Below are 14,571 nucleotides of genomic sequence, written 5' to 3'. Positions count from 1 at the left end.
GGCCCGGCGGAGGTGATCCGCCGGGCCGCGCGCTTTTCTGCGTCAATGCGTGATCGACAGGAACAGGTAAGCAGCGAACAGCGACAGGTGCACGACGCCGTGCAGCACCGTCGTGCGCCCCTGGCTGAGCGTCAGCGTGCTGACCAGCAGCGTCAGCGACAGCAGCACGGTTTCCATCGGGCCGATGCCGAGCGTGAGCGGCTGGCCGACCCAGATGAACACGGCGGCGACGGTCGGAATCGTGAGCCCGATGCTCGCGAGCGCCGAACCGAGCGCCAGGTTCATGCTGGTCTGCAGCCGATTCGCGCGCGCGGCGGTGACGGCCGCGAGCCCTTCCGGCAACAGCACGAGCGCGGCGATCACGATACCGACCGCGGCTTCGGGCGCACCGAGCTGCATCACGGCATGCTCGACGGCCGGCGACAGCAGCTTCGCGAGCAGCACGACCGCGACGAGGCTCGCGAACAGCAGCAGCATGCTGATCAGCGCGGTGCGGCTGCTCGGCGGCGATGCGTGCACCGATTCGTTCGCGCTGTCGTGCGCGGTAAGGAAGTAATCGCGGTGACGCACGGTCTGCACGAACACGAACGCGCCGTACAGCACGAGCGACGCCACGCCGGCGAACGCGAGCTGCGATTTCGAAAAGAACGGGCCCGGTGCGGCGTTCAGGTAGTTCGGCATCACGAGCGACAGCACCGACAGCGACGCCAGCACCGCGAGCGCCTTGCTGGCGCCGCGCCCCTGGAAGTCCTGTTCGCCGTGCTTCCACGCGCCGACCAGCAGGCAGAGGCCGACGATGCCGTTGCAGATGATCATCACGGCGGCGAACACGGTGTCGCGGGCGAGGCCCGATTTCTCGGGGCCCGCGCCGAGCATCACCGACACGATCAACGCGACTTCGATGACGGTCACGGCGACCGCGAGCACGAGTGTGCCGAACGGTTCGCCGACGCGGTGCGCGACGACTTCGGCATGGTGAACGGCGGCGAACACGGCGCCGGCGAGTGCGGCGGCGAACACCGCGATGACGAGGCCTTCGGCCGGCACGACGCGCGACAGCGCGAGGACCAGCCATGCGGCAAGCGGGGCCACGAGGGTCCAGCGCGGGAGCTGGTTGGACGAGAGCGGCATGGAGGGTTTCCTTATGCGAGTGGCGGCGCGCGACGCGCCGTCACGGGTTGACGAAGCCCGGCCGTACTATCCGCCGAACGAGGACGATGAAACCTGGGGTGGCAGCACGCAACGGCTGCCCTGGGTTCGCCGCCGTGAGGCGGCGAGGGGCGCGGGCGGGCCGGAGCCCGTCGCTGGATGAAACGGTTCGATGCGGCCGGCCGCAAACGGCGCGGCGCGCCCGCGTGACGACGCGCGGGCCGGAGGCTCGGTTCCGACCCCGAAAGGGCGCCCGGCGATGGACGGCGGTGGCGGCGTGACACGCGGTTTCCCCCTGAAATCCGGCGGTTTGTCGAATTTTATCAGGCGTTCGGGGGGCACTATCTCATATTCGAACGCTTTCATTGACCTTTCTGTTTACAAAAAGTGCCCGAATCTTTCAATTTTTTGTCTTTGCAGTTTCCGTAACGGTCTCTTGCACGACAAATTCGGGCTCGCCCTGACATAAATCTACCGACCGGTCGGTTTATAATCGCTCGCACCTCCACTCCATGACGGATCGCAAGCGATGGCTGTTTCTTCTGCACATTCGGTGAACTCGGGCGCGCTGGCGCCGTCGGCCGTCGTCGGCGTGATCGGCGCCGGCGCGATGGGCGCGGGCATTGCGCAGGTCGCGGCGGCGGCCGGTCTACGGTGCTGCTGTACGACCTGAACGAAGCGGCCTGCGACAAGGCGCTGGCCGGCATCCGCGCGCAGTTCGCGCGGCTCGCGGAGAAAGGCCGGCTCGCACCGGCCCAGGCGGAGGCGGCTGGCGCCCGGATTCACGCGGTGCGTGAACTGGCCGATTTCGCGGGCGCCGCGCTGATCGTCGAAGCGGCGGCCGAGCGGCTCGACGTGAAGCGCGAGATCTTCGCGACGCTCGAACGCCACGTCGATGACACGTGCGTGCTGGCGACCAACACGTCGTCGATCTCGATCACGTCGATCGCGGCCGGGCTGCGCGTGCCGCAGCGCGTCGCCGGCCTGCATTTCTTCAACCCGGCGCCGCTGATGGCGCTCGTCGAGGTGGTCAGCGGGCTCGCGACCGCGCCCGAGGTCGCGCAGGGGCTGGTGGCGACCGCCGCCGCGTGGGGCAAGCAGCCCGTGATGGCGAAATCGACACCCGGCTTCATCGTGAACCGCGTCGCGCGGCCGTATTACGCGGAGGCGCTGCGCGTGCTGAACGAGCAGGGCGGCGCGCCGGCATCGATCGACGCGGTGATGCGCGAGGCCGGCGGCTTCCGGATGGGGCCGTTCGAGCTGATGGACCTGATCGGCCACGACGTGAACTTCGCGGTGACCGAATCGGTGTTCCGCGCGTATTTCAACGATCCGCGCTATACGCCGTCGCTGATCCAGCAGGAACTCGTGAACGCGGGCTTCCTCGGACGCAAGTCGGGGCGTGGCTTCTATTCGTATGCGGACGGCGCGACGCCGCCCGCGCCCGATCTCGAAGCACCGCGCGACGCGCCGGCCGACGTTGCGCTGTTTGCGCAGGACGGCCCGGCCGCCGCTTTGCATGCGCGCTTCGCCGAACGCATTGCGAGTGCCCGGCAGGCCGGCGCGCATGCCGACGATCTGCTCGCGACGGCCGGCCGTGCATCGATCGCGCTGACCGACGGCCGCACCGCGACCGCACGCGCCGCGCAGACGGGCGTGGCCGATCTCGTGCTCGTCGACCTGGCGCGCGATTACGCGCAGGCCGGGCTCGTTGCGCTGACGCGCGCACTCCAGTGCAGCGATGCGGCCTATGCGGACGCGGTCGGCCTGTTCCAGCAGGCGGGTTTTCGCGTCGTCGGCGTCGCGGACGTGCCGGGCATGGTCGCGATGCGTACCGTCGCGATGCTCGCGAACGAGGCGGCCGACACGGTGAACCAGGGCGTATGCTCGCCCGCCGATCTCGATCTCGCGATGGAGAAGGGCGTGAACTACCCGTGCGGCCCGCTCGCATGGGCCGATGCGATCGGCATCGGCCGCGTGTATCGCGTGCTGTCGAACCTGGCGGCGAGCTACGGCGAGGACCGCTATCGCGTGTCGCCGCGTATTGCCGCGCTGCATGCGGCCGGCCGCCTGTTCAGGTCGTAACGCCGCCCCTGTTCCCACGATCACGATAACGACATCACTCCATTGGAGGAGCACCCCGATGACTCACCCGACGCATCCCGCCGCCGCCCTCGAGCCGATCGAGACCGCCAGCCGCGACGAACTGCAGGCGCTGCAGCTCGAACGCCTCAAGTGGTCGCTGCGCCACGCGTACGACAACGTCCCGCACTATCGCCGCACGTTCGATGCGGCGGGCGTGCATCCGGACGATCTGAAGTCGCTCGCCGATCTCGCGAAATTCCCGTTCTCGACCAAGAACGATTTGCGCGACAACTATCCGTTCGGGCTCTTTGCGGTGCCGCGCGAGCAGGTCGTGCGCGTGCACGCGTCGAGCGGCACGACCGGCAAGCCGACGGTGGTCGGCTACACCGCGCGCGACATCGACACGTGGGCGAACGTGACCGCGCGCTCGATCCGAGCGGCCGGCGGCCGCCCGGGCGACACGCTGCACAACGCATTCGGCTACGGCCTCTTCACGGGCGGCCTCGGGATTCATTACGGCGCGGAACGGCTCGGCTGCATGGTCGTGCCGATGTCGGGCGGGCAGACCGAGAAACAGGTGCAACTGATCCGCGATTTCGAGCCGAAGATCATCCTCGTCACGCCGTCGTACATGCTGAACCTGATCGACGAGATGGTGCGGCAGGGGATGGATCCGGCCGAGTCGTCGCTGAAGATCGGCATCTTCGGCGCCGAGCCGTGGACGCAGGCGCTGCGTGAGGAGGTCGAGACGCGCGTGGGCATCGACGCGCTCGACATCTACGGGCTGTCGGAAGTGATGGGCCCGGGCGTCGCGTGCGAATGCGTGGAGACGAAGGACGGCCCGGTGATCTGGGAAGACCATTTCTATCCGGAGATCATCGATCCCGTTACGGGCGAAGTGCTGCCCGACGGCAGCCAGGGCGAGCTGGTGTTCACGTCGCTGACGAAGGAGGCGATGCCGGTGGTCCGCTACCGCACGCGCGACCTCACCGCGCTGCTGCCGCCGACCGCGCGCGCGATGCGCCGTCTCGCGAAGATCACGGGCCGCTCCGACGACATGCTGATCGTGCGCGGCGTGAACGTGTTCCCGAGCCAGATCGAGGAGATCGTCGTCGCGCTGCCGCAGTTGTCGGGCCAGTTCCAGATCACGCTGTCGCGTGACGGTCACATGGACCGGCTCGACCTCGCGGTCGAACTGCGCTCCGAAACGGCCGCGTCCGTCGGCGACAGCGATCGCGCGGCGCTCGCGCGCGAGCTGCAGCACCGGATCAAGACGATGGTCGGCGTGTCGTCGGGCGTGACGGTGCTGGCGGCGGGCGGCATTCCCGCGACCGCGACCGGCAAGGCCCGGCGCGTGATCGACCGCCGTCAGGCCGCGTAATTCCGATGTTTGTCGTTCTACCCGAGGAAACCTGTTCGATGGATGGATTGAAGACCCTGGCCGTCACGGTCGATGCGCGCGGCATCGCCACTGTCGCGCTGCAGCGCGGCGACGTGCTCAACGCGTTCGACGAGACGATGATCGCCGAGCTGACCGACGCGTTCACCACGCTCGGCCAGCGTGACGAGGTGCGCGCGATCGTGCTGCGCTCGGACGGCCGCGCGTTCTGCGCGGGCGCCGACCTGCAGTGGATGCAGCGCGCAAGCGCGAACGATGCGGCCGCGAACCTGCGCGACGCGGAGCGGTTTGCCGCGATGATGCGCGCGATCCGGCAATGTCCGAAGCCGACGGTGGCACGCGTGCAGGGCCATGCGTTCGGCGGCGGCGTCGGCCTGTGCGCGGCGTGCGACATCGTGATCGCGAGCGATCACGCGCGCTTCTCGGTCAGCGAGGCACGTTTCGGGATCCTGCCGGCCGTGATCGGCCCGTATCTGGTCGAGGCGGTTGGCCAGCGCCAGGCGCGCCGGCTCGCGCTGACGGCGACCCAGCTCGCCGCCGGCGAGGCGGTCGCGATCGGCCTGATCCACCAGGCCGTGCCGCTCGATTCGCTCGACGAAGCGCTCGACAAGACGCTCGCCGAACTCGGTCGTAACGGCCCGAACGCGCTGATGGAGATCAAGCGCTTCTTCGACGCGATCGGCGAGTATCCGCCGTCGGACGAGCGTGCGGCGTTCACCGCGCAGACGATCTCCCGCGTGCGGGCGACACCGGAAGCGAAGGAAGGCTTCACGGCGTTTTTCGCGAAGCGGCCGCCGGCATGGGAGGCGGGCACCGAGTAAGGGGCAACGGCGAGGGAAAACGGCGACGATCGACCGCGCAGCGGGCCCGGCCGCAATTTGCGGCTCGGGCGCGGGCGCTTGCTCTACAATGCGTGACCCCCGGCGCGCTGCCGGCCCAGCCCCGACCGATTCTTCATCCGATGATCGTCAACCGCCTTATCTCCGAGATCCTGTTCGGCTTCACCGGCCTGATCGGCATCATCAACCCGATCGGCATCGCGTTCCTGTTTCTCGAACGGACCGAGGCGCTCACCGAGCAAGAGCGCGATCTGCTCGCGAGAAAGGTCGCGTTCAATGCGTTCATCGTGCTGATGGTCGCGTTCTTCGCCGGCACGCCGGTGCTGCATTTCTTCGGGATCTCGATGGAAGCGCTGCGGATCGGCGGCGGCTTCGCGGTTGCGGTGGCCGGCTGGCAGATGCTGAACGAACCCGACGGCCCGGGCGGCGGCGACACGCCCGTCAAGCCGATCGACGCGAACGCGATCATGACGCGCGCGTTCTTCCCGCTGACCATGCCACTGACGGTCGGTCCCGGCTCGATCGCGACCGCGATCGCGCTGAACGCGAACCGCACGCACAAGCTGTCGGAGTTCATGCTGTCGAGCATCGTGTCGATCGCCGTCTCCGTGCTGGTTGCGATCGTGATCTGGCAGGTCTACAGCCGCTCCGCGCTGCTGTCGCGCTACCTCGGCAGCGAAGGCACCAAGGTCGCGAAGCGCGTATCGGCGTTCCTGCTGCTGTGCATCGGCGTGCAGATCATGCTGACCGGTTTCTCCGCGTTCCTGCAGCCGATCGCTGACCAGGTCAAGTAAGCGGCCGGCGCCGCGGCGCACGTGATGTGCAGCCGGCGCCCCGCACGACCTCGCGCTGACCAGCGCCTCCTCCGTACGATGCGGCGACGCCGCACGCCTTTTTGCCACCCGCGATAACATGCGACGGTCCGGCGGATGCGCGGCGCGCATCCGGCCGTCAGCTCAACTTCAATGGCGAGGCGTGCAATGGAATACGTGAAATTCGGATCGACAGGGCTGGAAGTGTCCAATCTGGTGCTGGGTTGCATGACGTTCGGCGAACCGTCGCGCGGCTCGCATCCGTGGACGCTGCCGGAAGCGGAGAGCCGCCCGATCATCCAGCGGGCAGTCGAAGCCGGCATCAACTTCTTCGATACCGCGAACATGTATTCGGACGGCACGTCGGAGGAGATCGTCGGCCGCGCGCTGCGCGATTTCGCGAAACGCGACGAGATCGTGATCGCGACCAAGGTGTTCTACCGGATGCGGCCGGGGCCGAACGGCGCGGGGCTGTCGCGCAAGGCGATCATGACCGACATCGACCAGAGCCTGAAACGGCTCGGCACCGACTATGTCGATCTCTATCAGATTCACCGCTGGGACTACGGCACGCCGCTCGAGGAGACGCTCGAGGCGTTGCACGACGTCGTCAAGGCCGGCAAGGCGCGCTACATCGGCGCGTCGTCGATGTTCGCGTGGCAGTTCGCGAAGGCGTTGCACACGTCGAAGCAGCACGGCTGGACCCGCTTCGTCAGCATGCAGAACCACCTGAACCTGCTGTATCGGGAAGAAGAGCGGGAAATGCTGCCGCTGTGCGAAGACGAAGGAATCGCGGTGATTCCGTGGAGTCCGCTCGCGCGCGGCCGCCTGACGCGCAACTGGGACGAGTCGACCGAGCGGCAGCAGAGCGATGCGGTCGGCCAGCGGCTTTACGATGCGACGGCGGAGTCGGACAAGGCGGTCGTCGACGCCGTTGCGACGATCGCGGCCGCACGCAACGTGCCGCGTGCGCAGGTCGCGCTCGCCTGGGTCGCGCAGAAGCGCGGGGTCACCGCGCCGATCGTCGGCATTTCGAAGCCGCAGCAGCTGGACGACGCACTCGCCGCGCTCGAGCTGAAACTGACCGACGACGAGATCGCCACGCTCGAACGCCCGTACGTGCCGCACGCGGTCGCCGGGATCAACTGAGCGGCCGCGCCGCGCGGCCGTCAGCGCGCGGCGGCGAGCATCGGGTAGGTGAACAGGCCGAAGTGGACGACGTTCAGCCCCGCATGCGCGAGCGCGGACGCGAGCAGTCCGCCGCGCCGCCAGGCGAGGCCGTAGCCGACGCCGGCCACCGTGCCGAGCACGATCCATTGCCAGCCGCCGGCCGCATGCGCGGCGCCGAACAGACCCGCGCCGATCGCAAGCGCGGCCCACGGCCCCCATGCGAACGTGCGCAGCGCGCGCGTCAGCCCGCCCTGCACATAGCCGCGGAACAGCGCTTCCTCGGCGAGCGTCACGATCAGCAGGTTGTTCACGAGCCACAGCCAGCCTGACGACGGCCACTTGGGCGCCCAGCCGACCATCCCGAACGCGAGCGCGCCGGCCAGGCATGCGGCCGCCGTTGCCACGGCCGCCACCGCGCCGGTGCGCAGCGCGCGCGACAGCGGGATGTCGGGGGCGACCCACGGCAGCACCCACACCAGCCACAGGCCGATGAGCGGCTTGTCCAGATTCAGGTACATCGTGAATGGCACGGCATCCGGCGTGAAGCGCGTCGCGGCGATCACGCGCGGATTGTGGAAGCCGGGAATCAGGTGCAGGCTGAGCGCGATCGCGAGCGCGGCAAAGACGACGTGGGCGGCGATGCGCACCGCACGCGGGCGCTCGGGCATCACGCCCCAGGCGGCCGCGGCCAGCAACGCGAACGGCGCCAGCGCGAGTGGTGCGAGCTTGCCGAACGCCAGCGCGCACGCATAGCCGAGCGCGGCGAGGCCGAGGCTCAGGCCGTGCTGCGGGCGATGCCACGCGAACGCGGCGGCCGCGAACAGCGCGAGCCAGATCGTGGCGGACGGAAGGAGAGAAAGGGACATGACAGGTGCGGCATTCGTCGGACGAGACGCCGCGCATCATACAGCAGGCGTCCCGCCATGCCGGCCGGGCGCGCTCAGCGGCCGGCGGTTTCGGTGACGCCGTCGCGACCCGGGATGTGAACGCTGTTGCGCACGCGCATCCGCCGCCGGTACCAGAAGGTCCACGTCAGCAGACAGCCGAACACGGTATAGCCGATGATCGGCGACACGACCAGCACACGTTCGACCGGCCAGGTCACGACCATCCAGAGGCGCAGCAGCATTTCCAGCGTCATGAACGCGCCCCAGACGAAGGTCATCAGTCGGAGCATCTGCCGCAGCCCCGGCTGCGCGTCCCAGACGGTTTCGAAATGCGCGGCGCCGCCGTCCATCTCGCGGGCCACGGTGGCGCGGGCGAGATAGAAGATCAGCGGACGTGCGCGGAACAGCGACAGCAGGAATACGACACCGATCGTGCCGGACGCGAGCGACTCGCGCATCAGCAGCGTGCGCGGGCTGCCGCCGAGTGCCATCCCGATGATCGACAGCGCGATGCCCAGCAGCACGATGGCCGCCACCGCATCGACGCGGCGCGAGCGGATGAATTCGACGATCGACCAGACGATCGGCGGGACCGCTGACGCGTACAGCGCGCCGGTTTCACCGAAATACGGCTGCGCGGCCCGGTAGGCGACCCAGGGCAGCACCAGGTTGACGAAGAGTTCGAGAATCAGTCCGGCTCGCGGTTTCACGGTGCGCTATTCCACGCAGGTTGGGGCGAACGTGCAAAGGGCGTGGTGGCCCCCGGTTGCCCCGAAAAGGGTTCGGTCCAGTATATCGAAGAATCGGGTGGGGCTGCGGCGTCGCCTCGGCCGCTTGCCGCCGTCACGGATTCACCGCCACGGGCAGCGTGATCGTGACCGTGGTGCCGTGCAGCACGACACTGTGCACGTGGATGTTGCCTTCATGCCGCTCGACGACTGCCTTGACGAACGCCATGCCGAGCCCGACGCCGCTGGTTTCCGGCTGGCCGGCGGTGCGGAAGCGCCGGTAGCGCTCGAACAGCCGCATCTGGTCCGCGCTGCTGATCCCGCACCCGCTGTCGCGGATCGTGCAGCGTACGGTCTTGCCGTCGCCACCCGGCTCGACCTTGCATTCGACGCTCGTCAGCGGCGCGCTGTACTTGATGGCGTTGTCCAGCAGGTTGATCAGCGCGCGCGACAGCAGTGCCGGGTCGCCCTGGACGATCGTGTCGTCGCGCCGCGGCACGTCGTCGATCGACATGGATTTCCGGTGCGCGAGCGGCCACACGGCGTCGCGTGCCTCGTTCATCAGGTCGGCGAGGTTGACCGGCACGCGTTCGTATTCGCTGGCCTCCGCACGCGAGAGCTGCGCGAAACCGTCGGCCATCGCCAGCGTGTGCCGCGCCAGCTTGCCGATTCTCGCGAACTGCTGCTTCGTCTGCGCGTCGCCCGCCCGGTGCGCCTGCGTGTCGATCAGGATGATCAGCGAGGTCAGCGGGGCGCGCATGTCGTGCGAGAACAGCGTCAGCATGTCGTTGCGCTGGCGCTCGAGCATGTCGCGGCGGACCGTCGCGTTGCGCAACGTTTCCAGCGCGTCATGGATCCGCTCGATCTCGGGCCCGATGCCGCGCGGCATCGCGACGTGCGACGTATCGCCGTCGCTGAGCGCGACGATCCGGCGGCCGAGCGCATCGAGCGGCTTCGACAACAGCCGCTGCGTGCCGCGCGCGAGCGAGACCAGGATCGCGATGCACAGTGCCGTGGCGAACGCCGACAACCCGACCTTGATCCGGGCGGCGTTCCGGTCGCCGATCGCGCGGTGCCGGGCAAGGTCGATCACGCGGTCGCGCAGCAATTCGCTCGGCCGGAAATGCGGCACGATCGCGCGGGAAAATTCGGCCGCGCTCATCGTATAGGCACCGTTCCGGCCGCTGGCGACCGTCGCGTCGACGAGCGGCAGGATGTGCGTGTCGAAGGCCGCGTTGAGCTGCGCGTATTCGCGTGCCACGTCGGGGTCGTCGAGCTGCGCGCCGATCGCGCCGTCGATCAGCGCGCGCAATTGCTCGATGCGCCCGCGCATCCGCATGATGTCCGCGAACTGCGCGCGATCGAGCGCCTGCCGCGCGAACATCGGCGCGATGAGCAGCGAGCCCGTGCGGCCCGCGTATTCCCGGAGATCGCCGAGGAGCCGCGCCAGCAGGATCGCACCCGACGTGCGCGGGGCGCGCATCGCGGTGTCGGTCATCGCCCCGTCGATCAGCAGCGACAGCGTGTCGACGACCCGGAACAGGTGCGCCTGCGCGTGCTGGATATCGTTAACGGTGCGTGACGTGAGCGGCCGCGCGTCGAGCGCATCGACTTCCGCACGCGCATCCGCGAGCGTCATCCGGGCCGAATCGAGTGCATGCAGCAGGTTGCCGCGTTCGCGATCGTTCAGCACGGTCGCCTGCGCGATGCCGGCGCGAAAGCGTTCCAGCGCCTGGTCGGAACGCGCGCGCGCGGCGAGCAGGTGGCGGGCTTCGGTGGCGCCGTCGTCCTGCAGGCGGACCAGTAGGTCGTTCGTCGGGCCGCGCTCGGCCGAGATCACGTTGGCGGCGCGCATCGCCCCGCGGACGAATTCGAAGCTTTGCAGGTCGGCGTTCTCCTGCCGGTATTGCCGGAAACTCCCCCAGATAATCGTGCCGCACAGCAAGGCCAGCAGCGTTGTGACGATTGCGAAGCCGATATGCGTCTTCTGCAGGATCGTCAGCGATCGAATGTTGTATGCGCGTTCCCGGTTAAACGAGAATGATCGATTCATGACACACCATGTTTGCAAGCTATCCCGGGTGGGCCCGTATTCTCTGCCTGTCGGCGCCGTGACGCCGTAAGGTTTATCGGGGGGCAGGGAGCCGCCTTCACGGGGCGGCAACGATCCCGGCCGGGAAGCCGGATCGTGCTTGGCACAGGATCGCCTTGCGTCAGTGTCCTGTCGACACCGGACGAATCGCGCTTGATCCGGAGAAACCCTGATCGCGTATCGCGCCCGTGGCGCGTGACGGCAGATGGTTTGGATTGCGAATGTTTTGAATCGACGTGTCCGACCGGGACGCGGCATCAAGTCCGCTTCGGACGATGGCAGGCAGGCGGGGAAGGCGCGCGCGGGAGGGGGGCGGCAGGCACGTCGCCCGCGAACGGGCGACGCTTCAGGGCGATACGGCAGCAGGCGTGCCGCAGCGCGAATCGCGGCCGCGGGCCTAGCGAGCGGTCAGGCAGCGGCGGGCTGAACGATGATCTTCACGTTCCGGTCCTTGTGGTTGACCAGTTCCTCGAAGCCGTGCGAGACGATGTCGCCGAGCGCGATGCGCCCGGTGATGAGCGGCTGCACGTCGATGCGGCCGTCCGCGATGAAGCGGATCACGTCCGCGAATTCGCCGTTGTACGCCAGTGAGCCGATCACTTCCTTCTCGGTCGACACGATGTCGAAGAAGTTGAACGGCGCCGGCTCCTCGAAGATGCCGACCATCACCGACTTGCCGGCCTTGCGGATCACGTCGATCGCGAGCTTCGCGGTGGTCGTGTGCCCGATGCACTCGAACGACACGTCGGCGCCGTAGCCGCCGGTCAGCGCCTTCACTTCCGCGATCGCGTCCGACGTCTTCGGATCGATGACGACGCTCGCGCCGACTTCCAGCGCTTTCTGCTTGCGCGCGGCCGACATTTCCAGCGCGATCACGCGCCCGGCGCCCGCGGCTTTCGCGCACATGATCGTGCACAGGCCGATCGTGCCCGCGCCGACCACGACGACCGTCTGCCCGACGATGTTGCCGGCCTTCTTCACCGCATGCAGCCCGACCGCGAGCGGCTCGATCAGCGCCCCGGCCTCGGTCGGGAAATCGTCGGGCAGCTTGTACAGCAGCTCGGCCGGCACGTTCACGTATTCGGCGAACGCGCCGTTGTTCATCAGCCCGGTGAACGCGAGGTTCTCGCAGATGTTGTACAGCCCGTGTTTGCAATACCAGCAGGTGCCGCAATGCTGGCATGCGTCGGCCGTCACGCGGTCGCCGACCGCGAAGCCCGTCACGCCCGCGCCGAGTTCGGCGATCTCGCCGCTGAACTCGTGGCCGAGGATGCACTGACCCTTCAGGCCCGTCAGCGGATGCGGCGCGTCGACCGGGATGAACACGGGCCCCGCGACGTATTCGTGCAGGTCGGAACCGCAGATCCCGCACCAGTGCACGCGAATCGTGACCCAGCCTGCCGGCGGGCGCGCCGGCACGGGAACCTGTTCGACGCGGATGTCGTGGCGGCCGTGCCAGACGGCGGCTTTCATGCTGAGGGCGGTGGTCGATGCCGGTGTACTCACGTTGCTGTCTCCATCAGGTTGTCGTCGGGCGCAGCGCGTGGCTGCCGGTGTGCCCGTCGCGCGATTGCGCGATCGACCGGTATGCAGGAACGGGGCCAGCTTGAGTGGGGGCGCCGGGTGGTGGCAGGGCGGGACGGGAATGGCGCAATGCACCATTGCTGTGTCCGCTGATGGGGAAATGTTGTGAGGGGATTGGGTGCGGAATTTGCTGCGCAAGCAAAATCGCAGGCCGGATGAGACGCTGGGACGTTCGTCTCAGCGCAATGAGACGAATTGCGAGACGCGTGCCGATGGCCGGCGCGGTTCGACGCGCGTTCAGGCAACCACTTCGTCGACCGCGACCGGTGCGAGCGGCGTGAACCCGGCGGCGCGGTACAGCGGCAGACCGGCCGCGGTCGACACGAGCCAGACACGCTGCGCGCCGCGTTGCCGGGCATGCGCGGCGATCGCGGCGAGCAGTTGCATCGCGAAGCCGACAGCTTAGATCGGGGCGGTGCACGCTGCCTTGCCGGCCCATTGCCGCGATCGACGGAACGGATCGTTGCGCACATTACCCCTTTACTTGAAGTGAACTTCAATTTGTATCATGTGCGCCAGTCCGATCGCGGACGCGTGACGTATCCCGTGGCACGCGGCCGCTTCAACCGAGGTGGAGATGACCGAATCGCCTGTCGCGGCCGATGCCGCCACGCTATCGTCGCGCCGCTACCGGGCCGCTGTCGCGAACGTCGTGCTGGCGAGCATCGTGGCGGCGTTGCACGTCGGCAAGGCGACGATCGCGTTGCCGTCGCTCCAGCACGAGTTCGGCGGCTCGCTCGCTTCGCTGAGCGGGATCATGTCGGTGTTTCCGTTCGTCGGCGTATTTGGCGGGATCGCGGCCGGCGTGCTGGTGCGGCGCTGGGGCGACCGGCTGCTGCTGATCGCGGGCCTCGTCATCCTCGGCCTGTCGAGCGTCGCCGGCGCATGGGCCGGGAGCTTCGCGCTGCTGCTGGTCACGCGCTTCGCCGAGGGGCTTGGGTTCGTGATCGTGGTGGTCGCCGCGCCGGCCGTGCTGAATCGTGTGACGCCGCCCGAGCGGCGCACGCTCGCGTTCGGGCTGTGGAGCACGTTCATGCCGGTCGGCATGGCGCTGTCGATGCTGGTCGGGCCGCTGCTCGGCGGCTGGCGCAACGGCTGGCTCGCGGCCGCGGCGTTGACGCTCGTGGCGGCGGCCGCGGTGCCCGTCACGACGTCCGCCGATGTGCCGTCGCGGCAGGCCGCCGCGCCGCGCATCGGGCCCGCGCTGCGCGACGTGCTTGCGTCGCGGTCGACCACGCTGCTCGCGCTGGGTTTCGCCACCTACAACGTGCAGTTCTTCGCCGCGATGACGTTCCTGCCGGTGTTCCTGATGCAGCGCCTCGGTGTCGCGGTCGGCGCGGCGGAGCTGATCAGCGCGGCGATCGTCGCCGCGTGCGTGATCGGCAACCTGACGGCCGGCTGGCTGCTGTCGCGCGGCGCACGGCCGGGGATCGTGATGGCCGCGACGTCGGTCGCGATCGGCGCGGCCGGCGCAGGGCTCTTCAGCGCGGCCACGCCGGCACCGCTCGCGGTCGCGCTGGGTTTTGCGTTCTCGGCGATCGCGGGGATGCTGCCCGCGACGATCCTCGCGTGCGCGCCCGGCTCCGCGCCGACGCCGTCGCTGGCGCCGCTCAGCATCGGCTGGGTCGTGCAGGGCAACTATCTCGGACAGGTGATCGGGCCGCTGGCGATCGGCGCGATCGTCGGTGCCGTCGGCTGGTCGGGCGGCATCGGGCTGATGTTCGCGGCCGCCGTCACCGGCGCGGCGATCGGCCTGTCGCTGCTGCGCGAACCGCTGGGCCGGCGCTGAGCGCGGCGCCGTTCAACCTGTACGGAAATCCGTCAAG

Annotated in this window: 11 protein-coding genes and 1 pseudogene; 6 read left to right on the top strand and 6 right to left on the bottom strand. The window is 68.7% G+C overall.

Annotation, left to right across the window (positions count from 1 at the left end; translation table 11 throughout):
• Positions 1-42 precede the first annotated feature (42 nt).
• Positions 43-1,131, bottom strand: coding sequence for a calcium:proton antiporter (locus tag QZM67_RS03320; RefSeq protein ID WP_175024456.1), 1,089 nt, complete (start codon positions 1,129-1,131; stop codon positions 43-45).
• Between the two features lie 547 nt (positions 1,132-1,678).
• Between QZM67_RS03320 and QZM67_RS03315 the strand changes: the two are divergent.
• The 5 genes and pseudogenes from QZM67_RS03315 (at position 1,679) to QZM67_RS03295 (ending at position 7,433) form a co-directional block, all read left to right on the top strand.
• A pseudogene (locus QZM67_RS03315) lies at positions 1,679-3,234 on the top strand (3-hydroxyacyl-CoA dehydrogenase).
• 58 nt (positions 3,235-3,292) lie between these two features.
• The gene (gene paaK, locus QZM67_RS03310; protein WP_301800761.1) at positions 3,293-4,615 is read left to right on the top strand and encodes a phenylacetate--CoA ligase PaaK; all 1,323 of its coding nucleotides are present in this window, start codon (positions 3,293-3,295) and stop codon (positions 4,613-4,615) included.
• Positions 4,616-4,653: 38 nt separating this feature from the next.
• Positions 4,654-5,454: an enoyl-CoA hydratase-related protein gene (locus tag QZM67_RS03305; protein WP_175024453.1), complete on the top strand. Its 801-nt coding sequence runs from the start codon at positions 4,654-4,656 to the stop codon at positions 5,452-5,454.
• Positions 5,455-5,594: 140 nt separating this feature from the next.
• A complete protein-coding gene (locus QZM67_RS03300) occupies positions 5,595-6,266 on the top strand; it encodes a MarC family protein (RefSeq protein ID WP_043184423.1) in 672 nt (223 codons plus the stop codon).
• Between the two features lie 186 nt (positions 6,267-6,452).
• Positions 6,453-7,433, top strand: coding sequence for an aldo/keto reductase (locus QZM67_RS03295; protein WP_301767781.1), 981 nt, complete (start codon positions 6,453-6,455; stop codon positions 7,431-7,433).
• 20 nt (positions 7,434-7,453) lie between these two features.
• On the opposite strand, the gene QZM67_RS03290 is transcribed toward QZM67_RS03295, so the two are convergent.
• The 5 genes from QZM67_RS03290 to QZM67_RS03270 form a co-directional block, all read right to left on the bottom strand.
• Positions 7,454-8,320 carry a CPBP family intramembrane glutamic endopeptidase gene (locus tag QZM67_RS03290; RefSeq protein ID WP_301800760.1) on the bottom strand — a complete coding sequence of 289 codons (867 nt, stop codon included), beginning with the start codon at positions 8,318-8,320 and terminating at the stop codon, positions 7,454-7,456.
• Positions 8,321-8,394: 74 nt separating this feature from the next.
• Positions 8,395-9,051, bottom strand: a complete 657-nt coding sequence (locus QZM67_RS03285) for a VC0807 family protein (protein WP_301800759.1) — start codon at positions 9,049-9,051, stop codon at positions 8,395-8,397.
• A gap of 133 nt (positions 9,052-9,184) precedes the next feature.
• On the bottom strand, positions 9,185-11,122 hold the full coding sequence (locus QZM67_RS03280) for a HAMP domain-containing histidine kinase (RefSeq protein ID WP_301800758.1): 1,938 nt from the start codon (positions 11,120-11,122) through the stop codon (positions 9,185-9,187).
• A gap of 447 nt (positions 11,123-11,569) precedes the next feature.
• Positions 11,570-12,634 carry a 2,3-butanediol dehydrogenase gene (locus tag QZM67_RS03275; RefSeq protein WP_043184432.1) on the bottom strand — a complete coding sequence of 355 codons (1,065 nt, stop codon included), beginning with the start codon at positions 12,632-12,634 and terminating at the stop codon, positions 11,570-11,572.
• Between the two features lie 348 nt (positions 12,635-12,982).
• Positions 12,983-13,132, bottom strand: a complete 150-nt coding sequence (locus QZM67_RS03270) for a hypothetical protein (RefSeq protein ID WP_235996186.1) — start codon at positions 13,130-13,132, stop codon at positions 12,983-12,985.
• A gap of 190 nt (positions 13,133-13,322) precedes the next feature.
• Between QZM67_RS03270 and QZM67_RS03265 the strand changes: the two genes are divergently transcribed.
• Positions 13,323-14,534, top strand: coding sequence for a CynX/NimT family MFS transporter (locus QZM67_RS03265; RefSeq protein WP_301800757.1), 1,212 nt, complete (start codon positions 13,323-13,325; stop codon positions 14,532-14,534).
• Positions 14,535-14,571 lie beyond the last annotated feature (37 nt).

The organism is Burkholderia sp. AU45251, assembly GCF_030482905.1.
Lineage (GTDB): Bacteria > Pseudomonadota > Gammaproteobacteria > Burkholderiales > Burkholderiaceae > Burkholderia > Burkholderia aenigmatica.
Note: the sequence above shows the minus strand (reverse complement) of the source record. Positions and strands in the feature narration are given on the sequence as shown.

What these genes read in the sequence shown, in the direction of transcription:
- QZM67_RS03320 (WP_175024456.1), bottom strand. Translation starts at nt 1,131, where the DNA reads ATGCCGCTCTCGTCCAACCAGCTCCCGCGCTGGACCCTCGTGGCCCCG.
- paaK (WP_301800761.1), top strand. Translation starts at nt 3,293, where the DNA reads ATGACTCACCCGACGCATCCCGCCGCCGCCCTCGAGCCGATCGAGACC.
- QZM67_RS03305 (WP_175024453.1), top strand. Translation starts at nt 4,654, where the DNA reads ATGGATGGATTGAAGACCCTGGCCGTCACGGTCGATGCGCGCGGCATC.
- QZM67_RS03300 (WP_043184423.1), top strand. Translation starts at nt 5,595, where the DNA reads ATGATCGTCAACCGCCTTATCTCCGAGATCCTGTTCGGCTTCACCGGC.
- QZM67_RS03295 (WP_301767781.1), top strand. Translation starts at nt 6,453, where the DNA reads ATGGAATACGTGAAATTCGGATCGACAGGGCTGGAAGTGTCCAATCTG.
- QZM67_RS03290 (WP_301800760.1), bottom strand. Translation starts at nt 8,320, where the DNA reads ATGTCCCTTTCTCTCCTTCCGTCCGCCACGATCTGGCTCGCGCTGTTC.
- QZM67_RS03280 (WP_301800758.1), bottom strand. Translation starts at nt 11,122, where the DNA reads ATGAATCGATCATTCTCGTTTAACCGGGAACGCGCATACAACATTCGA.
- QZM67_RS03275 (WP_043184432.1), bottom strand. Translation starts at nt 12,634, where the DNA reads ATGAAAGCCGCCGTCTGGCACGGCCGCCACGACATCCGCGTCGAACAG.
- QZM67_RS03270 (WP_235996186.1), bottom strand. Translation starts at nt 13,132, where the DNA reads ATGCAACTGCTCGCCGCGATCGCCGCGCATGCCCGGCAACGCGGCGCG.
- QZM67_RS03265 (WP_301800757.1), top strand. Translation starts at nt 13,323, where the DNA reads ATGACCGAATCGCCTGTCGCGGCCGATGCCGCCACGCTATCGTCGCGC.